Origin of the sequence: Actinomyces sp. oral taxon 171 str. F0337 (assembly GCF_005696555.1) — a bacterium.
GTDB lineage: Bacteria > Actinomycetota > Actinomycetes > Actinomycetales > Actinomycetaceae > Actinomyces > Actinomyces oris_E.
Genome location: NZ_CP040005.1, coordinates 2,030,474 through 2,052,369, shown reverse-complemented (window position 1 = coordinate 2,052,369; position 21,896 = coordinate 2,030,474). Strand labels below are relative to the sequence as shown.

Below are 21,896 nucleotides of genomic sequence, written 5' to 3'. Positions count from 1 at the left end.
TCCTGACGGCACCCGTGCCCTCATGGTGCGAAGCGCTGTTCGCGTGAGGCACAATTCTGCCCATGCGCATCCATATCGCCTCCGACCACGCTGGATTCGAGCTCAAGAGCGCCGTGATCGAGCACTTGAGGAAAGAGGGGCACACCGTCGTCGACCATGGAGCCCACTCCTACGACCCGGATGACGACTACCCCGCCTTCTGCCTGGACTGTGGGGAGGCCGTCGTGGCCGACGCCGGGAGTCTTGGCATTGTTCTCGGGGGCAGCGGCAACGGAGAGCAGATCGCCGCCAACAAGGTCGACGGGGTGCGAGCGGCACTGGCCTGGTCGATTGAGACCGCCCGACTCGCCCGGCAGCACAACAACGCCAACGTCGTCGCCTTGGGCGGTCGCATGCATGATCTGGGGGCGGGCCTGGCGATCATCGATGCCTTCCTCGCCGAGCCCTTCAGCGGGGACGAGCGTCACGCGCGTCGCATCGCCCAGCTCTCCGACTACGAGAGTCGTGCTCATGACGCCGCCTCAGTCGCAGATCCCAGCGGCGTGATCACCCCCACCGGGGCCTGAGCGTGCCGGAGGGACACACCATCCACCGGCTCGCCGCCGCCCTCGACGAGCTCTACGGTGGTCAGAACCTGCGCGCGTGCTCACCGCAGGGGCGTTTCGCCGACGGGGCGAGCCGTCTGGACGGCCAGGTCCTCCTGGGCAGTCAGGCCCATGGCAAGCACCTCTTCCTGCCCTTCGGCCCTCGCGCCGACATGTCCCTCGACGACACCTCCGTCACCTGGCTGCGGATCCACCTGGGCCTCTACGGGTCGTGGACCTTCGACGGTGACCGTGAGTTCACGGCGCCCCATGCCATCGGAGCGCCGCGTCGGCGCGTCGGTGAGCGCGGCGAGCATGCCCTCAAGGGCGGGGGAGGGTCGGCTCTGGCCGGATTGAACGGCGGGGACCTCGAGCCAGGAGGTCAGGACGCCGGCGCACACGGGCCTGACCCCGACGAGTGGGAGCCGCCCGAGCCGCGTGGCGCGGTGCGACTGCGACTGCTCGGCGAGCACGGGGTCGCCGACCTGACCGGACCGGCGGCCTGCGAGCTGCTGGACGCCGAGGGCGTGGCCGCCGTGCGCCGCCGCCTCGGCCCGGACCCGCTGCGCGCCGACGCCGACGTCGAGGCCTTCGTGGCCAAGGCGCGTTCCCGGCGCAAGAGCATCGGGGAGCTGCTCATGGACCAGGCCGTCATCGCCGGGGCGGGCAACATCTACCGCGCCGAGACCCTCTTTCGGGTCGGGATCTCGCCCTTCCGCGCGGGCAACCGCATCAGCGAGGAGCGGCTGCGGGCCATCTGGGAGGACCTGCGCCCCCTTATGGAGTACGGGGTGGCCACAGGCTTCATCACCACCGTCGACCTCGACGACGTCCCCGCCCCCCTGCCGCCCGACGACCCGGAGGCCGGCCGCTGGTACGTCTACCACCGCACCGGTCGTCCCTGCCTGCGCTGCGGGACCCCGGTGGCGGAGCGGGAGGTGGCGTCCCGCCGACTCTTCTGGTGCCCGACCTGCCAGGCCCGCTGAAACCGGTTGAGGACCCTCCGAACCCCACTAAGGTGGCGCCATGCCGAACGCCTCGCCCTCCCTGCACTCCTCGAGCTGGTCCTCCTCGACTGCCGGCCTGCTGACCCGCGACCACCGCCTGACCGTTCCCCTGGACCGCAGCGGGCAGGGGGACACAGGCCCGGACGGCACGAGCTCCATCACCGTCTGCGCCCGTGAGATCTCTGCTGCTGGCATCGACCCGATCTCCCGGTCCCCACTGGTCTTCCTCCAGGGCGGACCGGGCTGTGAGGCGCCGCGCCCCAGCGCCGATTCCGGGCTCGGCTGGATCGGCGCGGTCCTGGAGCATCACCGGCTCATCCTCATCGACCAGCGCGGCACCGGTGCCTCCAGCCCGGTGGACCGGCCCGATGCCGCCGGCACCCCCGCAGACACCGCTCGGTTGCTCACTCACCTGCGCGCCGACGAGATCGTGGAGGACTGCGAGGACCTGCGCCGTGCCCTGGGCCTGGAGCGCTGGAGCCTGCTGGGGCAGTCCTTCGGAGGGTTCTGCGTCACCCGGTACCTGTCCGAGCACGCCCAGAGCCTGGAGAGCGTCTACATCACCGGTGGTCTGCCCGCCGTCGGGTACAGTATCGACGAGGTCTACGCCCTCAGCTACGAGGCGATGCGTGCCAAGAGCGAGGAGTACTACGCCCGCTTCCCGCAGGACCGTGACCGGATGGCGTCCCTGGCGGCGAAGGCCGGTCGGGGCGAGCTGAGGACGGCAGGTGGGGACCTCGTCGGACCTGAGCGCCTGCGCTCGCTCGGCGCCCTGCTGGGAGGGGCCGGGGGAGCGGACACGATCCACTACCTCCTGGAACGCGCCCCCGACTCCTGGGCCTTCCGCTACGACCTGGGGCAGTGCCTGCCCTTCGGCGGCAGGTTCCCGCTCTACGCCGTCATCCACGAGTCCTGCTGGGCCGATACCGGCACCACCGACTGGGCCGCCCAGCGGGTGCGCCCTGCGGTCTTCGATGACGACCCCACCCTGTTGACAGGTGAGCACGTGCGCCGTGAGGTGTTCATTGAGGACACCGGTCTGCATCCCTGGCTGGAGGTGGCCGACCTCCTGGCTGCGCACGAGTGGCCGGCGCTCTACGACCCGGCCCGCCTCAAGGCCACGACGACCCCCGGGGCGGCCGCCATCTACGCCCGCGACGTGTTCGTGCCGATGACCACCTCCCTGGAGACGGCAGCGCTCATCCCCGGTCTGCGCACCTGGATCACCAGCGAGTACGAGCATGACGGCTCACGTGCCTCCGGCGGCAGGGTCTTCAAGCGCCTGCGCGACCTGGCCACCGGGGTGATCGCCCGCTGACCGGGTGCACGAGTGCATTCAACGGGCGACCCCGGGGTACGTCGGAAAGCTCGGGGGACGGTGTGAGGCGGTCGCCGGGCCGCTGAGACGCAACTCAGATGTAGTCACTCAGATGTAGTCAGATGTAGATGGTCGGGTCCATCATGAGCTCGGGGTCGGTGCGAGGATCACGGGCCCGGCTGGGCACGCCCACGGCGACATAGCCCCTCGGAAGGTTCTTCACCAGGACCGCATTGGCACCCACCTTGGCCCCGTCCTCGACGACGACCGGCCCCAGGACCTTGGCGCCGGCGCCGATCTGCACATCGTTGCCGATGGTGGGATGACGCTTGCCGGGACTCATCGACACCCCGCCCAGAGTCACCCCGTGGAACAGCAGGACGTCGTTGCCGACCTCGGCGGTCTCACCGATGACCACGCCCATGCCGTGGTCGATGAAGAAGCGCTCACCGATCTTCGCAGCCGGGTGGATCTCGATACCGGTGAAGTTGCGGGCGGCCTGAGACAGGGCGCGCGCCGCGAAGCGGTGCCCCTTGTGCCACAGCTTGTGGGCGGCCCGGTGCGCCCACAGGGCGTGGACACCCGGGTAGAGAAGGGCCACCTCTACGCTGGAGCGGGCGGCGGGATCGCGCTTGCGGGCCGTGGCCAGGTCCTCGCGGGCCAGGTCCAGAAGGGACCGTTTGGAGTTGTGCATGGTCTGCTCCTCTGATGGGTGACGGTGCGGCCCAGGTCGGCTTGTGAGCCTTCACCTCACCCGCAGCGCCGGTGACAACACCGACGGCGGCTCGCCTGTTCCCAGGCTCGCCGCCGTCGGTGAGCGTCAGTCGAGGTAGTCCTTGAACAGAGGCGTGGACAGGTAGCGCTCACCGGTGTCCGGCAGGACGGTGACAATGGTCTTGCCCTCCAGCTCGGGGCGCCTGGCCAGCTCGCTGGCGGCGGCCAGAGCGGCGCCCGAGGAGATCCCCACAAGGAGCCCCTCCTCCGCCGCTGCGCGGCGTGCGTAGGTGATGGCGACGTCGGACTCGATATGGAGCAGCTCGTCCCAGATGCCCTGGTCGAGGATCTCGGGAATCACGTTGGGGCCCAGGCCCTGGATCTTGTGGGGAGCGGCCTGGCCCTCGCTCAGCAGCGGCGACTCGGAGGGCTCGACGCCGTAGATCTTCACCCCGGGCTTCTCCTGACGCAGTACCTGGCCCACGCCGGTCAGAGTGCCCCCGGTGCCGATCCCGGCCACGAAGACGTCGATGTCACCCCCGGTCTGCTCCAGGATCTCCCGGGCTGTGGTCTCTCGGTGGATCTTGGGGTTGGCCGGGTTGCTGAACTGGGAGGCGAGGATCGAGTTGGGGGTGGCGGCCTGGATCTCCTCGGCGCGCTTGACCGCCCCGGCCACGCCGCCATCGGTGGTCAGCACCAGCTCCGCACCGAAGGCGCGCATGATGGCCCGGCGCTCCTTGGACATGGTCTCGGGCATGGTGATGATGACCTTGTAGCCCAGGGCCGCTCCCACCATGGCCAGGCCGACTCCGGTGTTCCCGGAGGTCGCCTCCACGATGGTGCCGCCGGGCTTGAGGTCGCCGGACTCCTCTGCGGCGCGCACGATGGACAGGGCGATGCGGTCCTTGACCGAGGCGGCAGGCTCGAAGGCCTCGACCTTGGCCAGGACAGTGGCGGGGGCGCCGTCGGTGACGCGGTTGATACGGACCAGGGGAGTGTTGCCGACCAGGGCGGTTGCGTCGGGTGCGTACGTCATAGTGATGTCCTTCGGGTGTGGGTTGGGTGAGCCCCGTGGTGACGGCGACCGGCGGAGCCACGTGATGAGGCGACGCCGGGCCCGCAAGAGCTCGTAACAGGAAGAGAAATAATGGGGACGGTCCGCATCCGTCAGAGGTGGCCACGTCGTACGGAGTGGCTCAAACAGCAGGTGTGACCGCCTGCTCCGGGAGCGCCGGGCATGCGCGCAGCGGTACGCGCACAGATGTCGTGGCCTGGCGCCCTACTGACACCGGCAGCAGCACGCGGGCGCAACAGGCACGGAGGGCGAGGACATGGTGCACATGACGGCCTTAACCATCATGGGTCCTCCTCTGTTCCTCACGGCGACTGGCTGCGCCTGCCTGGGCGTGAACTGCTCTTCAGCTCTTCCGAGGCGTGGTGCCCCGGCTGCTGGCGAAACCTTACCCCGTGTCCGACAGTGATCGCCACATCCGTCCGTCATCTGCTCGCATCGTGGTCGCGCGCCCGTCAAGAACCGGTGCACGCCGTGAGGGCGTTTCAGGGGATCAGCGGATCTTGTCCCTGGGTATCAGGCCGGGGCGCAGGGATCTCGACCAGTCGGCTGCCGGCCGGTTCGGCCGTCCCCTCGCCGCGAGTCAGGGCGGCCAGTGGGGCCTGCAGGAGTGCGGGATCGGCGCAGGACGTGGCCAGCACGAGGACGGCGTGGGTCGGTCCCCAGATCGTCTCCTCGACGTGAATGGTTGGGGCGGGGGTGCTGTCCTCCACCATCGGCCCCAGTGCCGCGGTGCGATCGCGGGAGCGCAGGTCCGCCTCGATCCGGCCGGCCTGAGCCACCGGCACCCGCAGGTCCCACAAATGAAGCCGGGTCAGGGTGACGCGCGCGGCCGCTCGCAGCGCCTGAGCGGTTGCCTCGGAGTAGGCGCGCACCAGTCCGCCGGTTCCCAGGAGTGTTCCGCCGAAGTAGCGGGTGACGACGACGGTCGTGTTCGCCAGCCCCGTTCCCCGCAGCACGTCGAGCATGGGCTGGCCGGCCGTACCGGAGGGCTCGCCGTCGTCGTTGGAGCGCTCGGTGGGTGGGGGAGGGGAGGCCAGGGAGTGCCCGTCCGAGAGGTCGGTGAGTGTCAGTGCCGAGCAGTGGTGGCGCGCGTCGGGGTAGGTGGAGCGCACGCTCGTGATGAAGCCGCGGGCCTCGTCCATGGAGTCCGTGCGGCAGGCGCGCGCCAGGAAGTGGGACTTCTTGATCTCCACGTCGATCTCGGGCTGCTCCCCGTGAGCCAGAGTGATGAGCCCGGAGGATCCCTGCTCCTGAGACGGCTGGTGCGATGGTGTGCGAAGGGCGTGCGGAGCCATGAGATGATCCTCGCACGGGACGGTTGCGGGACTGATGTCACACGCGTTGAGGCGGTCCTGGACTGGAAGTGGTCCCGGCGATGTCGTTATGGTGTCCCTCGGTCCAGTTTCGAGGGGTCGTCCGATCCCCAGGTTCATGAGAGAGGAGCGGGCCCATGGCAGTGCCGAAGCGGAAGATGTCCCGCAGCAACACCCGCAACCGCCGCTCACAGTGGAAGGCCAAGCTCACCGAGCTCAACACCATCCGCGTCCAGGGCCGCGAGATCTCTGTGCCTCGCCGTCTGGCGCGGGCCTACAAGGAGGGCCTCATCGAGCAGTGAGGCCGCCGGTGGAGGGGTGAACCCCTTCATCCATGCGGGTGTAGCTCAATGGTAGAGCCTCTGCCTTCCAAGCAGATTGCGCGGGTTCGATTCCCGTCACCCGCTCTGTGAGCCGAAAGGGGCCGCTCCTCGGCGGTCCCTTTCGTCACGTCACGGGCTGTGGCGCAGTTTGGTAGCGCACCTGCTTTGGGAGCAGGGGGCCGCGGGTTCAAATCCCGCCAGCCCGACTTTTCATCCCGAGGGTGATCGTGCCGTGTGGGCGGAGTGCTGGCGCCGGGCGAGCGCGCGGGCGCAACCGCGGCACGGGGCTATACGCTGAGGGCATGCCCTCGTATCGATCGATTCTCACGGTGTCCGTGCTCAAGGCTGGGCACGATCCCGGAGACGTCGAGTCCGCCGCACGGGGCGCCGTGCGCCGGACGACCGTTCTGGAGGCCTTTCAGGTCGACGTCGTGCGCGGTGAGCCTCGGGTGACGGCCCGTTTCACGGGGTCTGACGACGCCGAGGCCCGAGGCGTGCACGCACGCGTCGTCGAGACGATCGGTTCGGTCGCGCAGATCGAGCGGGCCTGGCTGGCCATCGTTGTCGGAGGACGGAGTGTGCCGATAGGGGAGAGGCCGTGACGGACGATGATCCTGTGTCCAGAGTCATGCACCAGGTACGGACGCATCATCGATCCCACTGGCCGTTTGCCCTAAGATGGCACGGATTGACGCCACAGACGCGCGTCCGCCGAACACCTCCGAACGCTTCGGTGTTACCGCAGAACTCAGACCTTGGGAGCAACCCCCGTGAAGACCACTGTCGAGAATCTTGACCCCAGTCGCATCAAGCTGACTGTCGAGGTCCCCTATGAGGAGCTCAAGCCCAGCCTGGATGCCGCTTACAAGGAGATCGGCTCCCAGATCCAGGTCCCCGGTTTCCGTCGCGGCCACGTCCCCAACCGGGTCATCGACCAGAGAGTCGGCCGCGGGGCCGTCATCCAGGAGGCCGTCAACAACAAGCTCTCCGACTTCTACCGGGACGCCATCACCGAGGCCGAGCGGGTCCCCATGCTCCAGCCCGAGGTCGATGTTGTCGAGCTGCCCAACGCCACTGGTGAGAACGGCGGTCAGCTCGCCTTCACCGCTGAGGTCACTGTTCGTCCCGTCATCGAGCTGCCGGACCTGAGCACGGCCAAGCTGACCGTGGACGCCGTCGAGGTCGCTGACGAGGACATCGACACCGAGCTGGACAACCTGCGTGCCCGCTTCGGCTCCCTGAAGTCCGTGGGCCGCAAGGCCAAGACCGGTGACTTCGTCACCATTGACCTCAAGGCGGTCATCGACGGCGAGGAGGTCGACTCCATCTCCGGTGTCTCCTACGAGATCGGCAAGGGCAACATGCTCAAGGGCCTGGACACCGCCCTGCGTGGCTTGAAGACCGACGAGTCCGCCACCTTCACCACTGAGCTGGCCGGCGGGGAGCACGCCGGCGAGCAGGCCGAGGTCACCGTGACCGCCACCGCTGTCAAGCAGCGTGAGCTGCCCAAGGTCGACGACGAGTTCGCCCAGCTCGCCTCCGAGTTCGACACCGTTGAGGAGCTGCGTGAGGACCTCGTCAAGCAGGTCACCGAGCGCAAGACCGGCGAGCAGGCGGTCGCTGCCCGTGATGCTCTCCTCGAGCACCTGCGCAGCGAGGTCACCTTCGATGTCCCCGAGGCCGTCGTTGAGGCGGAGGTCGCCCAGCACCTTCGGGCCGAGGGCAAGGATGGCGACGAGGAGCACGCCAAGGAGATTCGCGAGGACATCGTCACCGGCGTGCGCGACCAGATCATCCTTGATGTCCTGGCTGAGGAACTCAAGGTCGGTGTGGCTCAGGACGAGCTCCTGGAGTTCCTCTTCCAGACCGCCCAGCAGTACGGCATGGAGCCCGCCCAGTTCCTCCAGGGCGCTCAGCAGGCCGGTCAGATCCCCGCCTTCGTCTCCGAGGTCGCCCGCAACAAGTCGCTGGCCATGGCGCTGCGCCAGGCGGCAGTGGTTGATTCCAAGGGTGAGACTGTGGACCTGTCCGCCTTCATTGGTTCGGATGAGGATGACGCCGCTGCAGCAGCAGAGGCCGCCGCTGTTGCCGCGGCCCAGGACGGTGACGCCGCTGAGGGTGACGACGAGTGAGTCCACGGCGTTGAGACGCACAGCTTGACGCACGTTCCCCGCTCAAGCGGGATGCTCCGTGTCAAAGAGACGGGCCCACCTTCCCAAGGAGGTGGGCCCGTTGTCATGCCGAAGAGCGTTGCTGGTACGAGGGCGCCTGCGTTGGCTGGCGCGTCCAGGCTGAGGATCAGCTTGCTGTGACGAGTTCCTTGCGCTTGGGTCGAATGACTCCGAAATTGCGCTCAGGAATCGCCATCTTGAAATAGTAGGCAACCCCGATGGGAACCACGATGAGACTGACGAAGAGGCAGTAGAAGGGCTGGAAGATCAGCCACTTGTTGCCGTGGTCCCAGTGAAGCCACACGATAGCGGCGTAGTAGATGAACAGTGCGAGCAGAAGCGTCCACCCGGGATTCACGACGGCTATCCACCTGAGGACGAACATACTGATCACCACGATACCGCTGTACAGCCACAGGAAGGGGTGCTGGAAGACGAATCTGAAGTTGACGATGAAAAGTCTGAAGGAACCGCCGCTCCACGCGATCCGCTGGCGCCACCAGGAGTACAGTGTGTCGGGTGCGTTGGTGTTGACGTGGGCAAGAATGTGGACGGCCTTGTATCCCAGCGCGTCTCCAATAATCCCGGACTCGATGTCATTGCCCTGGAAGAACAGCGAGTGGCGGGCCATGATCTGGCGCATGACGTCGGTCTTGCCGATATGGAGGGCGCCGCTGAGCAGCCACGGCATGATTCTGCGGGCGCGCATTGAGACGACGTACTCATGGCGCTGCATCTGGACGATGAAGGGCCCCTTCTTCTGAGGAACGATGGTCACCGAGGCAAAGTCGGCCTTATTGGCCACCAGGGCGCCGATGATGTGGGTCAGCGGCTCTTGCGCTGTGGTGTCAGCATCAAGGCAGACGATGTAGGAGTTGAGTGGGGCGGCCAGCAGTGCGTCACGTACGACTGTGTCCCGAGTGATCCCCGAGGTGCTCCGCTTGCGTCCCACCTTGCGTGGGACGTAGTCGCTGCGGAAGATTCTGAATCCATAGCGGATGGCGATGTCCTCAAGATCGCGGTAGAACTCCTCCGACTCGCCGGAGGTGGTGCACAGGACGACTCGATCGCCATAGGGTCGCAAGTAGTCCGCGTTCTGCAGGTACTTGACATTTCCGTAGATCGGCACAAGGACACTGAAGTCGTCTGAGGTGATGCTCGGGTTCAGTTCCACGGCTTTATACCACTTCGAGGTGATGCCGGCCCAGATATCAATTCCGATCCAGAATAGGATTCCCACCAGCAGGGTAATGACGATCATGCGGTGGTCCTCTCTGGTGCATGGAGTTGTGCGAGCGTGCTGAACACGGTTAACCCCTTACTGGGTGGTGCGGCAGGCGGAAAAGACGTGCTGTTCGAGCAGGGATGGGGTTATTGAATGCTAAAAGAGTGTGGTAGGCTGGCGGCGGCGAGAAGCGGGCCTCTGTTGTCATCAAGCAGGCGAGTGCTCCGGCGTTCTCGGGTGGATAAAATCGATGGTGCCACGCCCGCCTCGCTGATGCCACGATGTGGGAAGCGGGTCACGTCAAGATCTCGGGCGCCTACAATCTAACCTATGGAAGGTTTAGTTTTCCTACAAGGATGCGTGAGTTGGATTACCGCTGCTTCGGGATCAAGGATTCGAGTGAGCCGCAACACTGCGCCCCATGCTCCAGGTGAAATCCGGTTGCTGGGGTGCTGCAACGCGACTGGATGAGGTGTCCGATTTAGTGGATCTCACAAGGATGTGGGGTGGGGGCGAAGACCTCAGTGCTTCGCACCCCACCCCACATGGTGGTGGCCGTTTGCGGGCCGGCTGCTGATCGGTAGCGGCTGCCAGCTCCCCGCGCTACTTGTCGGCCGTTGCGCCGACCTTGTCGACGTCGACCATGACCAGCTGCATACGGCACGGCGTCACGGCCGTCAGAGCGTGACGGTCACCCGGCGCCAGGTAGATGACGTCGCCGGCGCCCATCCTCTCGGTGCGCTCACCGATGGAGAAGTCCATCTCGCCCTCCAGGAGGGTGACGACCACCGCCCGGGGGGAGGAGTGCTCGGTGAGGACCTGACCGGCGTCGAAGGTGAAGACGACGGTGCGCAGGATGTCGTTGTTGACGACGACCCGTGAGGTTGTGGCCTCCTCGGAGATGGGGAGCGCCTCGTTGAGGCCGAGCCGGAACAGAGACTCGCTCGATGGAGTGCTGGATGAGGTGGGCATGTGTGCTCCTTCGGTGTTGGTGATGATGTTCGGTAGTAAGAGCTGTAGAGGGTGCTGATGCTACGAGGGCTGAGATGACCATGCCATGAGGCGCCGGCGCAGCGGCCGCAGAAGGCACAGCTCGAGCATCAGCGTCAGCGCCGCCATCATGGCGGACAGGGCGAAGACATCGGCCGTCTCCAGATTGGTGCGCGCCTGCTGGACCTCTGCGCCAAGTCCCGTCGGGGTGCTCAGAAGCTCTGCCATGACCGTGACCCTCACGGACTGCCCGACGGCAACCGTCAGGGCAGACAGTACCGGTGGTGCGACCGCGGGCAGGATGAGCCGACGGATCGTCCACGGGCGGGACTTGGAGAAGACGGTCGCCATCTCCAGCAGGTCGCCATCGACATTGAGGACCGCGTCGCGCATGGAGGCCACCAGCAGGGGCAGCGTGACCAGGGTGACCACCAGGATGACGACTCCCGCCGTCGGTCCGAGCCAGATCATCCCGACCACGACCAGCACGATCGGCGGTACCGCCATGAGGACCTGTACCCAGGAGTCCAGCAGCTCGCGCAGCCAGGTCCAGGTTCCCAGGACCCAGCCTGTCGGGATGCCAATGAGGCAGGACAGCCCCAGTCCGATGACCGCTCTGGAGAGGGTGAGCCACAGCGTCCAGCCCAGGCCGCCGTCGTCGATCAGCCCCAGGAAGGCGTGCCAGGTCGTCCCCGGGCCGGGCAGTGCGTACTCGGGCTGGTCCAGGGCGGCCCAGTACCAGATGAGGATCGCCAGGCCGATTCCGGCCCACCACAGGAGGCGGGCGCGCCACCGTCTGAAGGCTGACGACCGGTGCGGACTCACCGCGGGTCTTTCAGGTAGAAGTCGTCGGCCGGCATTTTGCCGCCGACGATGTCTGGGTTGAGAGTGGACAGACGGGTGTAGAAGTCGACGAGTTGGTCCTTGGCCTGGGCCGCCGGAACCAGGTTCAGTTGGAGGCGGGGGATCACCTCGGTGACGACCGGTGCGGGGACCTCGGTCTTCTGGGAGATGGTGTTGACGGTCTCTTCAGACATCGCGTTGGTGGCCGCGATGCAGGCCTCCACCTCATTGAGCACCGCTCCGACCGCTTGGGGGTTGGAGTCCGTGATCTCCTGGGGCATGACCAGTCCGGCCATGGGGAACTTCGCCTCGCCGCCGGTCACCTCTGCCCACACCTGCTGGAGGTCGGCCGTCCGCTCCAGGGTCTTGCTCTGCTGCTTGGCCTTGGCCAGTCCGGCGCTGGCCGCGTGCTCGGGCAGGACCGCGAACTCGGCGTTGCCCGCCAGCAGGTTGGACAGGGCCTCCTGGCCGTCGGCGTAGTTCTGGATCGCCAGGTCCTTACTCGTGTCCCAGCCCTTCTGGCCGAGCAGGTAGCGGAAGACGAGGTCGGGCATGTTGTTCGGCATGGGGACGGCGACCGTTTTGCCGCGCATGGCCTGGAGGCCCTGCGCCGATGAGCCCTTAGGGCCGACGACGTAGAGCATGCCCCACACCTGCATCGCCACCAGGCGCAACGGGACACCCTTGTTGAACAGGTTCGCGGCCGCGTATGAGGGTGTGGCGGCCAGGTCCGTCTGCTTCTGCAGGAGCAGCGTCCGCATGGCATCGATGCTCGACCAGTTCTCCACTGTGGCCTTGCCGATCGTCGGGGCCAGCTTGCCCTGTTGACCGAACAGGGTCATCGGCGCCATGTAGGCCAGAGTCGTGGGGACGTGGACGCGCAGGGTGTCGATGTGCCCGCCCGTCCCGCTGGACGAGGCCTTGCCCGAACGCGACGAGCAGGCCGACAGGATCGTCGGTGACAGCAGGCCAAGGCCTGCCAGAGTCATGAGGGATCGGCGCCTGATCGGGGCCGCCTGCGTGCGTAGGGTGTCTGCGGGCGAGTGCGTGTGGATGCTCATTGTGGTGCTCGTTGTCCTTCGTCGCTGGAGTGTGCGGAGTAGGGGTAGTAGGTGGGGTGTGTGGGGCGTAGGAGGCTCAGGAGGTGGGGTAGCCGTCAGTGGTGTGGACTTCAGGCGAGTAGCCGCCAGGTGCCCGGCGGGCCGTCAAGGTGGAGGTGAAGGTGTGAGACCTCCTCGGCCTCGTCGGGGTCGTGCGTGACCCAGACGGTGATGACGTCCTGGTCTGCGAGCAGTGCGATGAGATCGGCCCTCAGTGCCTTGGCCAGGGGGCGATCCAGGGCGGAGAAGGGCTCGTCCACCAGAAGCAGGCTCGGGTCGGTTGACAGTGCCCGGGCGATGGAGACCCGTTGCCGCATGCCGCCCGAGAGACGGGCCGGCGGGAGGTGACCGGCCGAGGAGAGCCCCATGCGCTCCAGCCACTGGACGGCCGTCAGGTCCGGCGTCGGACCGCCCACCACCAGGGAGATGTTGCGGTGGGCCGAGTACCAGGGCATGAGCCGCGGTTCCTGAAACACCTGGGACAGGCCCCCCTCGGGGCGCAGGATGGTGCCGGCGTCGGTGTCCGACAGCCCCGAGATCGCCCGCAGCAGCGTCGTCTTTCCGGCGCCGGAGGCTCCGGTGACCGCGAGGGTCTGTCCGGGAGCGACTGTCACGGACAGGTCCTCCACCAGGGTCAGGCCCCGGCGGATCATCGTCACGTGCTCCAGCCGGAGCTCGCCGCGGTCCTGTTGCGCGTGCGCAGCCCCACCCGCACGGGCCGAGGTGCTTCTCGCGACGTCCGTCATGATGCCGGGGCCACGTGGTCAGAGTGGTCAGAGACGTCTCTTGCGTCCTCGGTGACTATGGTGTTCCCGGCCCCTTCTGTGGCGTTGGCCGCCTGCTCCGTCGCCCCCTTCGGAGCGGGGGACTCGGGTTTGCGCGCCACCATGCCGATCGCGCTGAGGGCCTCGCCCTGAAGGCGGAAGCTCTGCCGCATGGCGTTGACCCGGTCCCGGGCTCCTGGGGTACGGCGCATGTTGCGCCAGAAGCGCAGGGCGCCCAGGATGCCCTCGTCCTCGATGATGCGGGAGGGCTCGAGCAGGCTCATGGACGCGGTGCCGGTCCAGGTCACCTCGAGCCCGGCTTCCCGCAGTAGCGCCTCCCATGCCGGCGCCGTCAGCGGACGCGCGCCGACCTTGATCGTGCGGGAGATGCTTCTGCGGATCTCCTCGAGCTCTTCGGGGGAGCGGTCTGCGCGCAGGGCCAGCTCGTGGATCGCGTAGCGGCCGCCGGGAGCCAGGATCCGGGCCGCCTCCGCGATGATCTCCCGTTTGTGGTCATCGGACTGGATCGTCAGCATCGCCTCGCCCACGACGAGATCCGCACTGACGTCGGGCAGGCCGGTGCTGGCCGCGTCGGCCACGACGTACTCGGTGTCGGTCTGCCGGGAGTGGGCGGCAAGGATGTCCGCGACCTGCTCGCGTCCCTCGGGACTGGGGTCCACGCCCTTGTAGGAGGCGGGCCGGGCGGCCAGGAGGATCTCAGCGGTCCGTCCGACTCCGGGGCCCAGCTCGATGACGCGGTCGGTCGACGTCGGTCCGGCGGCCTCCAGCAGGCGCCGGGTCAGGCCGATGCCGCCCGGGCGTAGGACTCTCTTACCGAGCCTGGCCAGCAGCCAGTGGCCCTGCATACGGGAGGCCTCGGGGCCCTGACGGGTCCCGCGTTTTCCGGGGGCGGCATTGCTTGATGCGGGGGAGGGGTGTGTACTCAAAAGGTTCCCTTCTGCTCCTGCCGTTCCTTCGCTGGCATGAGGTGCTGAGGCGGTGAGCTCAAACCTCTGAAATATGTGATGAAACCCTATCGTATTTGTTTATTGTGACAAAACTGATTGTTGTGACTCGTAGATGGTTGTGCGGGGGTGTCGAGGGTTGCGCTCCGCGCCGGCGGAGGCTGCGTGCCCCTGGCTTTCCTCCTTCAGTGAGCGCACCTGCGCCGTGGGCGAAAAGGGTGCGATGGCGGGCATGGTGGCCGGGGGCATCGCGTTAGCGTTGCGACACCGACCATGAGAGGACTGACGTGAGCGAGCTCTATACACCCGCTGCGGTCGCACCTCCCCAGGCAGCCGACGCCGCTGGCGCGGGTCTGGGGTTGACCGACTCCATCTACAACCGCCTCCTCAAGGAGCGCATCATCTGGCTCGGCTCCGAGGTGCGTGATGACAACGCCAACGCCATCTGCGCCCAGATGCTGCTGCTGGCCGCCGAGGATCCCGAGCGGGACATCTACCTCTACATCAACAGCCCCGGCGGCTCGGTGACCGCCGGTATGGCCATCTTGGACACCATGGAGTACGTCCAGCCCGACGTCGCCACGGTGGCCACGGGGCTGGCCGCCTCCATGGGGCAGCACCTGCTGTCGGCCGGTGCCAAGGGCAAGCGGTACCTCACCCCGCACGCTCGCGTGCTCATGCACCAGCCCTCCGGCGGTGCGGGGGGCTCCGCCACCGACATCCGCATCAATGCCGACCTCATCATCAAGATGAAGCAAGAGCTGGCGGAGATCACGGCGGCCAACACCGGGCACACGGTGGAGGAGATCATCGCCGATTCCGACCGCGACCACTGGTTCTCGGCCCAGGAGGCCCTGGAGTACGGCTTCGTCGACCACATCGTGCGCTCCAGCCGGGAGATCGGCAAGCAGAACGGAGACAACTGACATGTCCTCGACCCGTCCCTACTTCGAGGCCATCGCCCGCCAGGCCGGTACCTTGCCGCAGGCCCGCTACGTGCTGCCCCAGTTCGAGGAGCGCACCGCCTACGGCTTCAAGCGTCAGGATCCCTACGCCAAGCTCTTCGAGGACCGCATCGTCTTCATGGGGGTCCAGGTCGACGACGCCTCGGCCGACGACATCATGGCCCAGCTCCTGGTCCTGGAGTCCCAGGACCCCGACGGCCTCATCACCATGTACATCAACAGCCCCGGCGGGTCCTTCACGGCGCTGACGGCCATCTACGACACCATGCAGTACATCAAGCCGCAGGTGCAGACCGTCTGCCTGGGGCAGGCGGCCTCCGCCGCCGCGGTGCTCCTGGCCGCCGGCAGCGAGGGCAAGCGCCTGGCCCTGCCCAATGCGCGCGTCCTCATCCACCAGCCCGCAATGGAGGGGATGCAGGGGCAGGCCAGCGATATCGAGATCGTCGCCAACGAGATGGACCGCATGCGCTCCTGGCTGGAGGACACCCTGGCCGCGCACACCGGTCAGGACCGCGAGAAGATCCACGCCGATCTCGAGCGCGACAAGATCCTCACGGCCGCAGCCGCCAAGGAGTACGGCATCGTGGACCAGGTGCTCACCTCCCGCAAGACCCCGGCCTCTCCGCACTCCTCCTGAGGACTGGCGTTGTAGGGACTGGCGTTGTACTGACCGAACAATTGATGCTGTGTTGACGCTGTGTGCGGTGCTCCTTCTGTGACTGGAGGGAGCACCGCACGTGCAACCGGTGGAAATAAAACTCGCAAACGCTGGCAGCATCGTGCCCAACGTGGCATATTGCGGACTGGACACGCCGCCATGTCCTCGGCGCACCCGCCGCCTCAGCCCGTAGGCTGACGCAGGGCCGCCCGGGCGCGGGGGCCGATGACGAACCTGGAGGAAACCGTGGCACGTAACGCTGAGAGTGTGGATCTGCTGAAGTGCTCCTTCTGCGGCAAGAGCCAGAAGCAGGTCAAGAAGCTCATCGCCGGGCCCGGTGTCTACATCTGTGATGAGTGCATCGAGCTGTGCAACGAGATCGTCGATGAGGAGCTGGGCGACTCCGGCGCCGGCGTGCCTCTCGAGCTGCCCAAGCCCCAGGAGATCTTCGACTTCCTCAACCAGTACGTCATCGGCCAGGAGGCCGCTAAGCGCGCCATGAGCGTGGCGGTCTACAACCACTACAAGCGCGTCCAGGTCAAGGAGCGTTCCGTGGCCGAGGGCGACGGCCTGGAGCTGGGCAAGTCCAACATCCTCCTGCTGGGGCCCACCGGAACCGGTAAGACTCACCTGGCCCGAACCCTGGCGCGGCTCCTCGACGTTCCCTTCGCCATCGTCGACGCCACGGCTCTGACCGAGGCGGGGTACGTCGGCGAGGACGTGGAGAACATCCTCCTCAAGCTCATCCAGGCCGCTGACGGTGATGTCAAGCGCGCAGAGAAGGGCATCATCTACATCGACGAGATCGACAAGATCGGTCGCAAGGCGGAGAACCCCTCGATCACCCGTGACGTCTCGGGTGAGGGCGTGCAGCAGGCACTGCTCAAGATCATCGAGGGAACAACGGCATCCGTGCCTCCCGGCGGCGGGCGCAAGCACCCGCACCAGGAGTTCCTGGAGATCGACACCACCAATATTCTCTTCATCGCCGCCGGTGCCTTCGCCGGCATCGAGGAGATCGTGCGCCAGCGTCAGCGCAAGGAGTCCGGCGCCCAGATGGTGGGCTTCGGGGCGCAGCTGACCAGCGGCACGGGCTCGCAGGACGTCTTCACCGCACCGGTGCGCCCCGAGGACCTTCACAAGTTCGGCCTGATTCCCGAGTTCATCGGCCGTCTGCCCGTCATCGCCACAGTCCAGGACCTGGGGGTGCGTGAGCTCGTGCGCGTCATGACCGAGCCCAAGAACGCTCTGGTCTCGCAGTACCAGTACCTCTTCAGCCTCGACGGCGTCGAGCTTGAGCTGACCGATGCGGCCATTGAGGCGGTGGCCTCCCTCGCCCTGGAGCGCAAGACGGGTGCCCGGGGGCTGACCTCCATCGTCGAGGAGGTCTTGGGGCAGGCCATGTTCGAGGTCCCCTCCCTGCCTGAGGTCGGGCGCGTCGTCGTCGACGCCGACTCCGTCAGGGGCACCGGAAGGCCCAGCTACCAGTCCGGATCGGGCACGCTGCGCTCGACTCACAAGGTGGGGGAGCGGAGCCGGACCGCATGAGCGAGGGGCAGGCCGGGATTCCCCCGCAGCTGGCCGTCTACCGAGACACCATCGACAACCTCGACGCCGCCCTCGTCCATCTCCTGGCCGAACGCTTCCGCTGCACCCAGCAGGTGGGCCTGCTCAAAGCCCGACTGGACCTGCCGCCGGCCGACCCCGGGCGCGAGCGGCAGCAGGTGGCACGTCTGCGGGCCCTGGCTGAGGAGTCCGGTCTGGACCCGATCTTCGCCGAGAAGTTCTTCACCTTCATCGTCGCCGAGGTCATCCAGCACCACGAGGAGATCCGCGACGACCACGAGGCCGAGCGCGTCAAGCAGTCGTAGTCGCAGGAGTCAGGAGGCGGCTCCGCGCAGTACCAGCGGTGCTCCGCCCCTGCTGTTCACCCTTCTCCGTCCTGCGACGGCGAGGCGGTGGCGCTGGGTACGAGTGGCGTGCGCGTGTAGAGAGCCTCGATCTCAGCTGAGAAGCGTTCCTCCGCCTCAGCGCGGCGCACCTTGAGCGAGGGGGTCAGCAGGCCGTTGGCCACCGTGAAGTCCGTGGGCAGCACCTCGAAGGTGCGGATCGACTCCGCCCGCGAGACCGCCTCATTGGTCCTGGCCACCGCCCGCTCCAGGGCGGCGCGCACCCGCGGATCCCGGGCGGCGTCGACGACGGTCATCTCCTCCAGGCCATGGGAGGACAGCCACAGCGGCAGCATCTCCGCATCCAGAGTGAGAAGCGCGCCGATGCAGGGGCGGTTCTCACCGACAACGAGAACCTGACTGACCAGCGGGTGGCCGCGCAGACGGTCCTCCAGAGGGGCTGGGGCGACGTTCTTGCCACCGGCGGTGACGATGAGCTCCTTCTTGCGCCCGGTGATCCGAAGGAAGCCCTCAGCGCCTTCGAAGGAGCCGATGTCCCCGGTGCGCAGCCAGCCGTCGGCGGTGAAGGCCTCCGCCGTGGCCTCGGGGTTGTTGTGGTAGCCCGTGAAGGTGCCAATGCCCCGAACCAGGATCTCCCCGTCGTCGTCCAGACGAATCGCGCAGCCGGGAAGCGGGGTGCCGACGGTCCCGATCCGGGTGGCGTCCGGCAGATTGACGCTGCACGGCCCCATGGTCTCGGTCAGGCCGTAGCCCTCCAGGACGGTGACCCCAGCGCCGCGGTAGAAGTGTCCCAGACGCTCGCCCAGAGGCCCGCCCCCGGAGATCACGTGCGTGACCTGCCCGCCCAGGACCGAGCGCAGGGTGGAGAAGACGAGCTTGTCGAAGGCGGCGCGCTGAGCCTTGAGCCGGCGCGACGGGCCCTGTGGGGTATCCAGGGCCCGCGAGTACGCGATCGCGGTCTTGGCCGCCAGACGGAAGACCTTCTGCTTGGCGCCGGTCGCCTTGGCGTCTGCGGCGTTGTAGATCTTCTCGAAGACCCGGGGCACGGCCAGGACCGCCGTGGGGCGGAAGGAGCCCAGGTCGTTGACGAGATTACGCACGTCGGGGACGTGCCCCAGCACGCCCGAGCGCGAGCAGACGACCGCGATCTCCACGAAGCGGCCGAGTACGTGGGCCAGCGGCAGGAACAGCAGGAAACGGACCTCGGCCCCACCCAGGACCTCGGGCACGTGCGGGCAGACGTTGACGCACAGGTGCACGAGGTTGCCGTGGCTGAGCTCGACGCCCTTGGGACGGCCCGTCGTGCCGGAGGTGTAGACGATCGTTGCCAGGGACTGCGAGGTCAGGGCGGCGGTGCGCCGGTCGAGCTCGCCGGCGTCCACGCCCCGACCCGCCTTGATGAGCCCCAGGACGTCCTCGCGCTCGACGCACAGCACCTGCAGGCTCGCCAGCTCGGGCACGGTGGAGGTCAGCGCACCGACCATGGAGGCCATGGCCTCGTTCTCCACGACGATGAGCTTCACACCGGCGTCGGTGAGGATCCACCGGGCCTGCTCGGCAGAGGAGGTCTCATAGACGGGGACCACGACCAGGCCCGCCTCCCAGGCGGCGAAGTCCAGAAGCGTCCACTCGTACGACGTGTGCGACATGATGCCGACGGCGTCTCCGGGCTGAAGACCTCGGGCCACCAGGCCCGCAGCCACTTCACGCACCTGGGCGCGGAAGGCGCTGGCGCTCATCTCCCGCCAGCGCCGGCCCAAGGGGGACTTGCGGGCGATGAGCCCGCCGTCGGGGCTGCGGCGCACGCGCTCGGCCAGCGCCCAGGGCGTCGTCATGCCCTTGTGAACCGGGACCAGGAGCTCGGTGGTGTGCTCTCGGGGCGAGGCGGAGGGGCCGGAGTCGGCCGGAGGGGCGGAGGCGTCGGTCATGGTGGCAAGTATGCCCGCCTGAGGCCAGTAGTGAGGCTTGCTCCCGTTTACTCCCGCGGTCCTTTGCGCGTGGAGCTGTAGATGTCCGCGATGACGTCGGCGTGGGCCTCCATGACCGGGCCGCGCTTGACCTTCAATGACGGGGTGAGCAGTCCGTTGGCCTCGGTGAAGTCGGTGGCCAGCACCCGGAAGGTACGGATCGACTCGGCCCGGGAGACCGCGCGGTTCGTACGCGCCACGGCCCGGTCCAGGGCTGCGAGCACCTGCGGGTGGGAGGAGGCCTCGACGACGTCCATGGCCGCCAGCCCGTGGTTGCGCAGCCACTGGGGGAGCATCTCCTTGTCCAGCGTGATGAGTGCGGAGATGAAGGGCTCCCCGTCCCCGATGACGAGCACCTGGCTGATGAGCGGGTGGCCGCGCAGACGGTCCTCGAGCTGGGTGGGGGCGACGTTCTTGCCACCGGCGGTGACGATGAGCTCCTTCTTGCGTCCAGTGATGCGCAGGTAGCCGTCGTCATCGAGGGCGCCGATATCGCCGGTACGGAACCAGCCGTCGGCGGTGAAGGCCTCGGCAGTGGCCTCGGAGTTGTTGTGATACGCGGAGAAGACACCCAGGCCGCGGACCTGGATCTCGTCATCCTCACCGATGCGGATCTCGTTGCCGCAGGCGGGCGGGCCGACGGTGCCGATCTTGTTGAGCCAGTCGGTGTTGACGCTGACCGGGCCGATGGTCTCGGTCAGGCCGTAGCCCTCCAGGACGACCAGGCCCAGGCCACGGTAGAAGTGTCCCAGACGCTGCCCCAGCGGCCCTCCGCCGGAGATGATGAAGCGGGCGTTGGGCCCCATGAGTCCCCGGATCTTGCGGAAGACGAGACGGTCGGCCACGGCGCGCGCCCGACGGAGGCTGCGGGAGGGGCCCTGAGGGGTGTCCAGTGCGCGGGAGTGGGCGATGGCGACCTTGGCCGCCCAACGGAACAGCTTGAGCTTGGCGCCGCTGCCGGCCTTGGCGTCGGCGGCGTTGTAGATCTTCTCCAGCACGCGTGGGACGGCCAGGATGTAGGAGGGGGCGAAGGACTGCAGGTCGGGCAGGAGGGTCTTGGCGTCGGGGGTGTGTCCCAGCACGCCCTCGCCGGCCAGGGACAGCAGCTGGAGGCAGCGGGCGTAGACGTGGGCCAGCGGCAGGAACAGCAGGAGGCGTACGTTGCCGCCCCACAGGACGCCGGGAAGGTAGCGCACCCCGTGGTAGGGGATGCCGACGGCGTTGCGGTGGGTGAGCTCGACGCCCTTGGGGCGGCCCGTGGTGCCGGAGGTGTAGATGATGGAGTAGACGTCGTCGACCGTGAGGGCGTTGGAGCGCTGATCGACCTGGGAGGGGCTGACGCCCGAGCCCGCCTGGACGATCGTGGTGATCGCGTCGGAGTCAAGTGCCAGAACCTTCACCGTCTGCTCGATACCGGCGACGGCGCCGCGTACGAGCTCGGCCAGCGTGCCGCTCTCGGTGATGACCAGACGCACATCGGAGTCGGTGACGATCCACTCGACCTGCTCAGCCGAGCTCGTCTCGTAGATGGGCACCGAGATAAGACCCGCGCGGGCGATGGCCATGTCCAGGAGGAACCAGTCGTAGGAGGTGTGCGCCATGATGCCGACGGCGGTGCCCGCCTCGAGCCCCATGCCGATGAGGCCTGCGGCCACGTGGGCCACCTCCTCGCCGAAGGCTCGGGCCGAGACCTCTTGCCAGTCCCCGGACAGGGACGACTTGCGGGCCACGAGCGGCCGGTCACCGCTGCGGGCGATGCGGTCGGCGAGCAGCCACGGAACCGACCAGTGCGCCTCAGGCTGGAAGGGGATCTCGGTGCTGGAGACCCCGCCGGCCATGTGGCCGGGATAGCGCGGCGGCCTGGTGCTGGTGGCCTGGGGCGAGGAGTGGTGAGAGCTCACGGCCTCATTGTGTCAGGCGGTGGTCCGGGCAGCGCACCGTTGAGGTGAGAGAAGGAGGGTGACGCTGTGGAGGTTTTCACAGGAGGTGCACGCCGGTCTCGTG

The 21,896-nt window shown here is 67.5% G+C and carries 21 protein-coding genes and 2 tRNA genes; 12 read left to right on the top strand and 11 right to left on the bottom strand.

Going from position 1 to position 21,896, the window contains the following annotated elements:
* Window positions 1-62: 62 nt before the first annotated feature.
* From FBF36_RS08995 to FBF36_RS08985, 3 genes are read left to right on the top strand one after another with little or no spacing between them, the layout of a single operon-like run.
* Window positions 63-566, top strand: coding sequence for a ribose-5-phosphate isomerase (locus FBF36_RS08995; protein WP_009394864.1), 504 nt, complete (start codon window positions 63-65; stop codon window positions 564-566).
* A gap of 2 nt (window positions 567-568) precedes the next feature.
* Window positions 569-1,570 carry an Fpg/Nei family DNA glycosylase gene (locus FBF36_RS08990; protein WP_138137399.1) on the top strand — a complete coding sequence of 334 codons (1,002 nt, stop codon included), beginning with the start codon at window positions 569-571 and terminating at the stop codon, window positions 1,568-1,570.
* A 40-nt stretch (window positions 1,571-1,610) separates the two neighbouring features.
* Window positions 1,611-2,909 carry an alpha/beta fold hydrolase gene (locus FBF36_RS08985; RefSeq protein WP_009398697.1) on the top strand — a complete coding sequence of 433 codons (1,299 nt, stop codon included), beginning with the start codon at window positions 1,611-1,613 and terminating at the stop codon, window positions 2,907-2,909.
* Window positions 2,910-3,027: 118 nt separating this feature from the next.
* Here FBF36_RS08985 and cysE read toward each other — a convergent pair whose 3' ends face one another.
* The 3 genes from cysE to FBF36_RS08970 all read right to left on the bottom strand — a co-directional run bounded on the left by cysE (window position 3,028) and on the right by FBF36_RS08970 (window position 5,993).
* Window positions 3,028-3,603 carry a serine O-acetyltransferase gene (gene cysE / locus FBF36_RS08980; RefSeq protein ID WP_009398699.1) on the bottom strand — a complete coding sequence of 192 codons (576 nt, stop codon included), beginning with the start codon at window positions 3,601-3,603 and terminating at the stop codon, window positions 3,028-3,030.
* A gap of 126 nt (window positions 3,604-3,729) precedes the next feature.
* Window positions 3,730-4,659, bottom strand: a complete 930-nt coding sequence (gene cysK, locus FBF36_RS08975) for a cysteine synthase A (protein WP_009398701.1) — start codon at window positions 4,657-4,659, stop codon at window positions 3,730-3,732.
* A gap of 521 nt (window positions 4,660-5,180) precedes the next feature.
* Entirely contained in the window at window positions 5,181-5,993 is an 813-nt protein-coding gene (locus FBF36_RS08970) for an IMPACT family protein (protein WP_009398705.1), read from the bottom strand.
* Window positions 5,994-6,148: 155 nt separating this feature from the next.
* Between FBF36_RS08970 and rpmF the strand changes: the two genes are divergently transcribed.
* The 5 genes from rpmF (at window position 6,149) to tig (ending at window position 8,466) form a co-directional block, all read left to right on the top strand.
* Complete coding sequence (rpmF, locus tag FBF36_RS08965) at window positions 6,149-6,313, top strand: 50S ribosomal protein L32 (protein ID WP_003784449.1); 165 nt, start codon at window positions 6,149-6,151, stop codon at window positions 6,311-6,313.
* 34 nt (window positions 6,314-6,347) lie between these two features.
* A tRNA-Gly gene (locus FBF36_RS08960) sits at window positions 6,348-6,418 on the top strand.
* 48 nt (window positions 6,419-6,466) lie between these two features.
* Window positions 6,467-6,540, top strand: a tRNA-Pro gene (locus FBF36_RS08955).
* Window positions 6,541-6,636: 96 nt separating this feature from the next.
* A complete protein-coding gene (locus FBF36_RS08950) occupies window positions 6,637-6,936 on the top strand; it encodes a hypothetical protein (RefSeq protein ID WP_009398708.1) in 300 nt (99 codons plus the stop codon).
* Window positions 6,937-7,104: 168 nt separating this feature from the next.
* Entirely contained in the window at window positions 7,105-8,466 is a 1,362-nt protein-coding gene (gene tig, locus FBF36_RS08945; RefSeq protein WP_009398709.1) for a trigger factor, read from the top strand.
* A 166-nt stretch (window positions 8,467-8,632) separates the two neighbouring features.
* On the opposite strand, the gene FBF36_RS08940 is transcribed toward tig, so the two are convergent.
* The 6 genes from FBF36_RS08940 to FBF36_RS08915 all read right to left on the bottom strand — a co-directional run bounded on the left by FBF36_RS08940 (window position 8,633) and on the right by FBF36_RS08915 (window position 14,293).
* Window positions 8,633-9,766, bottom strand: coding sequence for a glycosyltransferase family 2 protein (locus FBF36_RS08940; RefSeq protein ID WP_009398711.1), 1,134 nt, complete (start codon window positions 9,764-9,766; stop codon window positions 8,633-8,635).
* A 567-nt stretch (window positions 9,767-10,333) separates the two neighbouring features.
* On the bottom strand, window positions 10,334-10,702 hold the full coding sequence (locus tag FBF36_RS08935) for a cupin domain-containing protein (RefSeq protein WP_009398713.1): 369 nt from the start codon (window positions 10,700-10,702) through the stop codon (window positions 10,334-10,336).
* Between the two features lie 60 nt (window positions 10,703-10,762).
* A complete protein-coding gene (locus tag FBF36_RS08930) occupies window positions 10,763-11,545 on the bottom strand; it encodes an ABC transporter permease (RefSeq protein WP_009398715.1) in 783 nt (260 codons plus the stop codon).
* On the bottom strand, window positions 11,542-12,624 hold the full coding sequence (locus tag FBF36_RS08925) for an ABC transporter substrate-binding protein (RefSeq protein ID WP_009398716.1): 1,083 nt from the start codon (window positions 12,622-12,624) through the stop codon (window positions 11,542-11,544). The genes FBF36_RS08930 and FBF36_RS08925 overlap by 4 nt, the downstream gene beginning before the upstream one ends.
* A 110-nt stretch (window positions 12,625-12,734) precedes the next feature.
* Entirely contained in the window at window positions 12,735-13,409 is a 675-nt protein-coding gene (locus FBF36_RS08920) for an ATP-binding cassette domain-containing protein (protein WP_009398718.1), read from the bottom strand.
* Window positions 13,406-14,293 (bottom strand): class I SAM-dependent methyltransferase, encoded by an 888-nt coding sequence (locus FBF36_RS08915; RefSeq protein ID WP_009398720.1) that lies wholly within the window; start codon window positions 14,291-14,293, stop codon window positions 13,406-13,408. Before FBF36_RS08915 ends, FBF36_RS08920 begins: the two co-directional genes overlap by 4 nt.
* A gap of 386 nt (window positions 14,294-14,679) precedes the next feature.
* On the opposite strand from FBF36_RS08915, the gene FBF36_RS08910 reads away from it, so the two are divergent.
* The 4 genes from FBF36_RS08910 (at window position 14,680) to FBF36_RS08895 (ending at window position 17,886) form a co-directional block, all read left to right on the top strand.
* On the top strand, window positions 14,680-15,318 hold the full coding sequence (locus FBF36_RS08910) for an ATP-dependent Clp protease proteolytic subunit (protein WP_009398723.1): 639 nt from the start codon (window positions 14,680-14,682) through the stop codon (window positions 15,316-15,318).
* A 1-nt stretch (window position 15,319) separates the two neighbouring features.
* On the top strand, window positions 15,320-15,994 hold the full coding sequence (locus FBF36_RS08905; RefSeq protein WP_009398725.1) for an ATP-dependent Clp protease proteolytic subunit: 675 nt from the start codon (window positions 15,320-15,322) through the stop codon (window positions 15,992-15,994).
* Between the two features lie 267 nt (window positions 15,995-16,261).
* Window positions 16,262-17,563 carry an ATP-dependent Clp protease ATP-binding subunit ClpX gene (clpX, locus tag FBF36_RS08900; protein ID WP_034493650.1) on the top strand — a complete coding sequence of 434 codons (1,302 nt, stop codon included), beginning with the start codon at window positions 16,262-16,264 and terminating at the stop codon, window positions 17,561-17,563.
* Complete coding sequence (locus FBF36_RS08895; RefSeq protein ID WP_009398729.1) at window positions 17,560-17,886, top strand: chorismate mutase; 327 nt, start codon at window positions 17,560-17,562, stop codon at window positions 17,884-17,886. The genes clpX and FBF36_RS08895 overlap by 4 nt, the downstream gene beginning before the upstream one ends.
* Before the next feature lie 56 nt (window positions 17,887-17,942).
* On the opposite strand, the gene FBF36_RS08890 is transcribed toward FBF36_RS08895, so the two are convergent.
* Together FBF36_RS08890 and FBF36_RS08885 are read right to left on the bottom strand one after the other, a co-directional pair.
* The gene (locus FBF36_RS08890) at window positions 17,943-19,853 is read right to left on the bottom strand and encodes an AMP-dependent synthetase/ligase (protein WP_138137397.1); all 1,911 of its coding nucleotides are present in this window, start codon (window positions 19,851-19,853) and stop codon (window positions 17,943-17,945) included.
* 47 nt (window positions 19,854-19,900) lie between these two features.
* A complete protein-coding gene (locus FBF36_RS08885; RefSeq protein ID WP_009398739.1) occupies window positions 19,901-21,730 on the bottom strand; it encodes an AMP-dependent synthetase/ligase in 1,830 nt (609 codons plus the stop codon).
* Window positions 21,731-21,896: the final 166 nt, after the last annotated feature.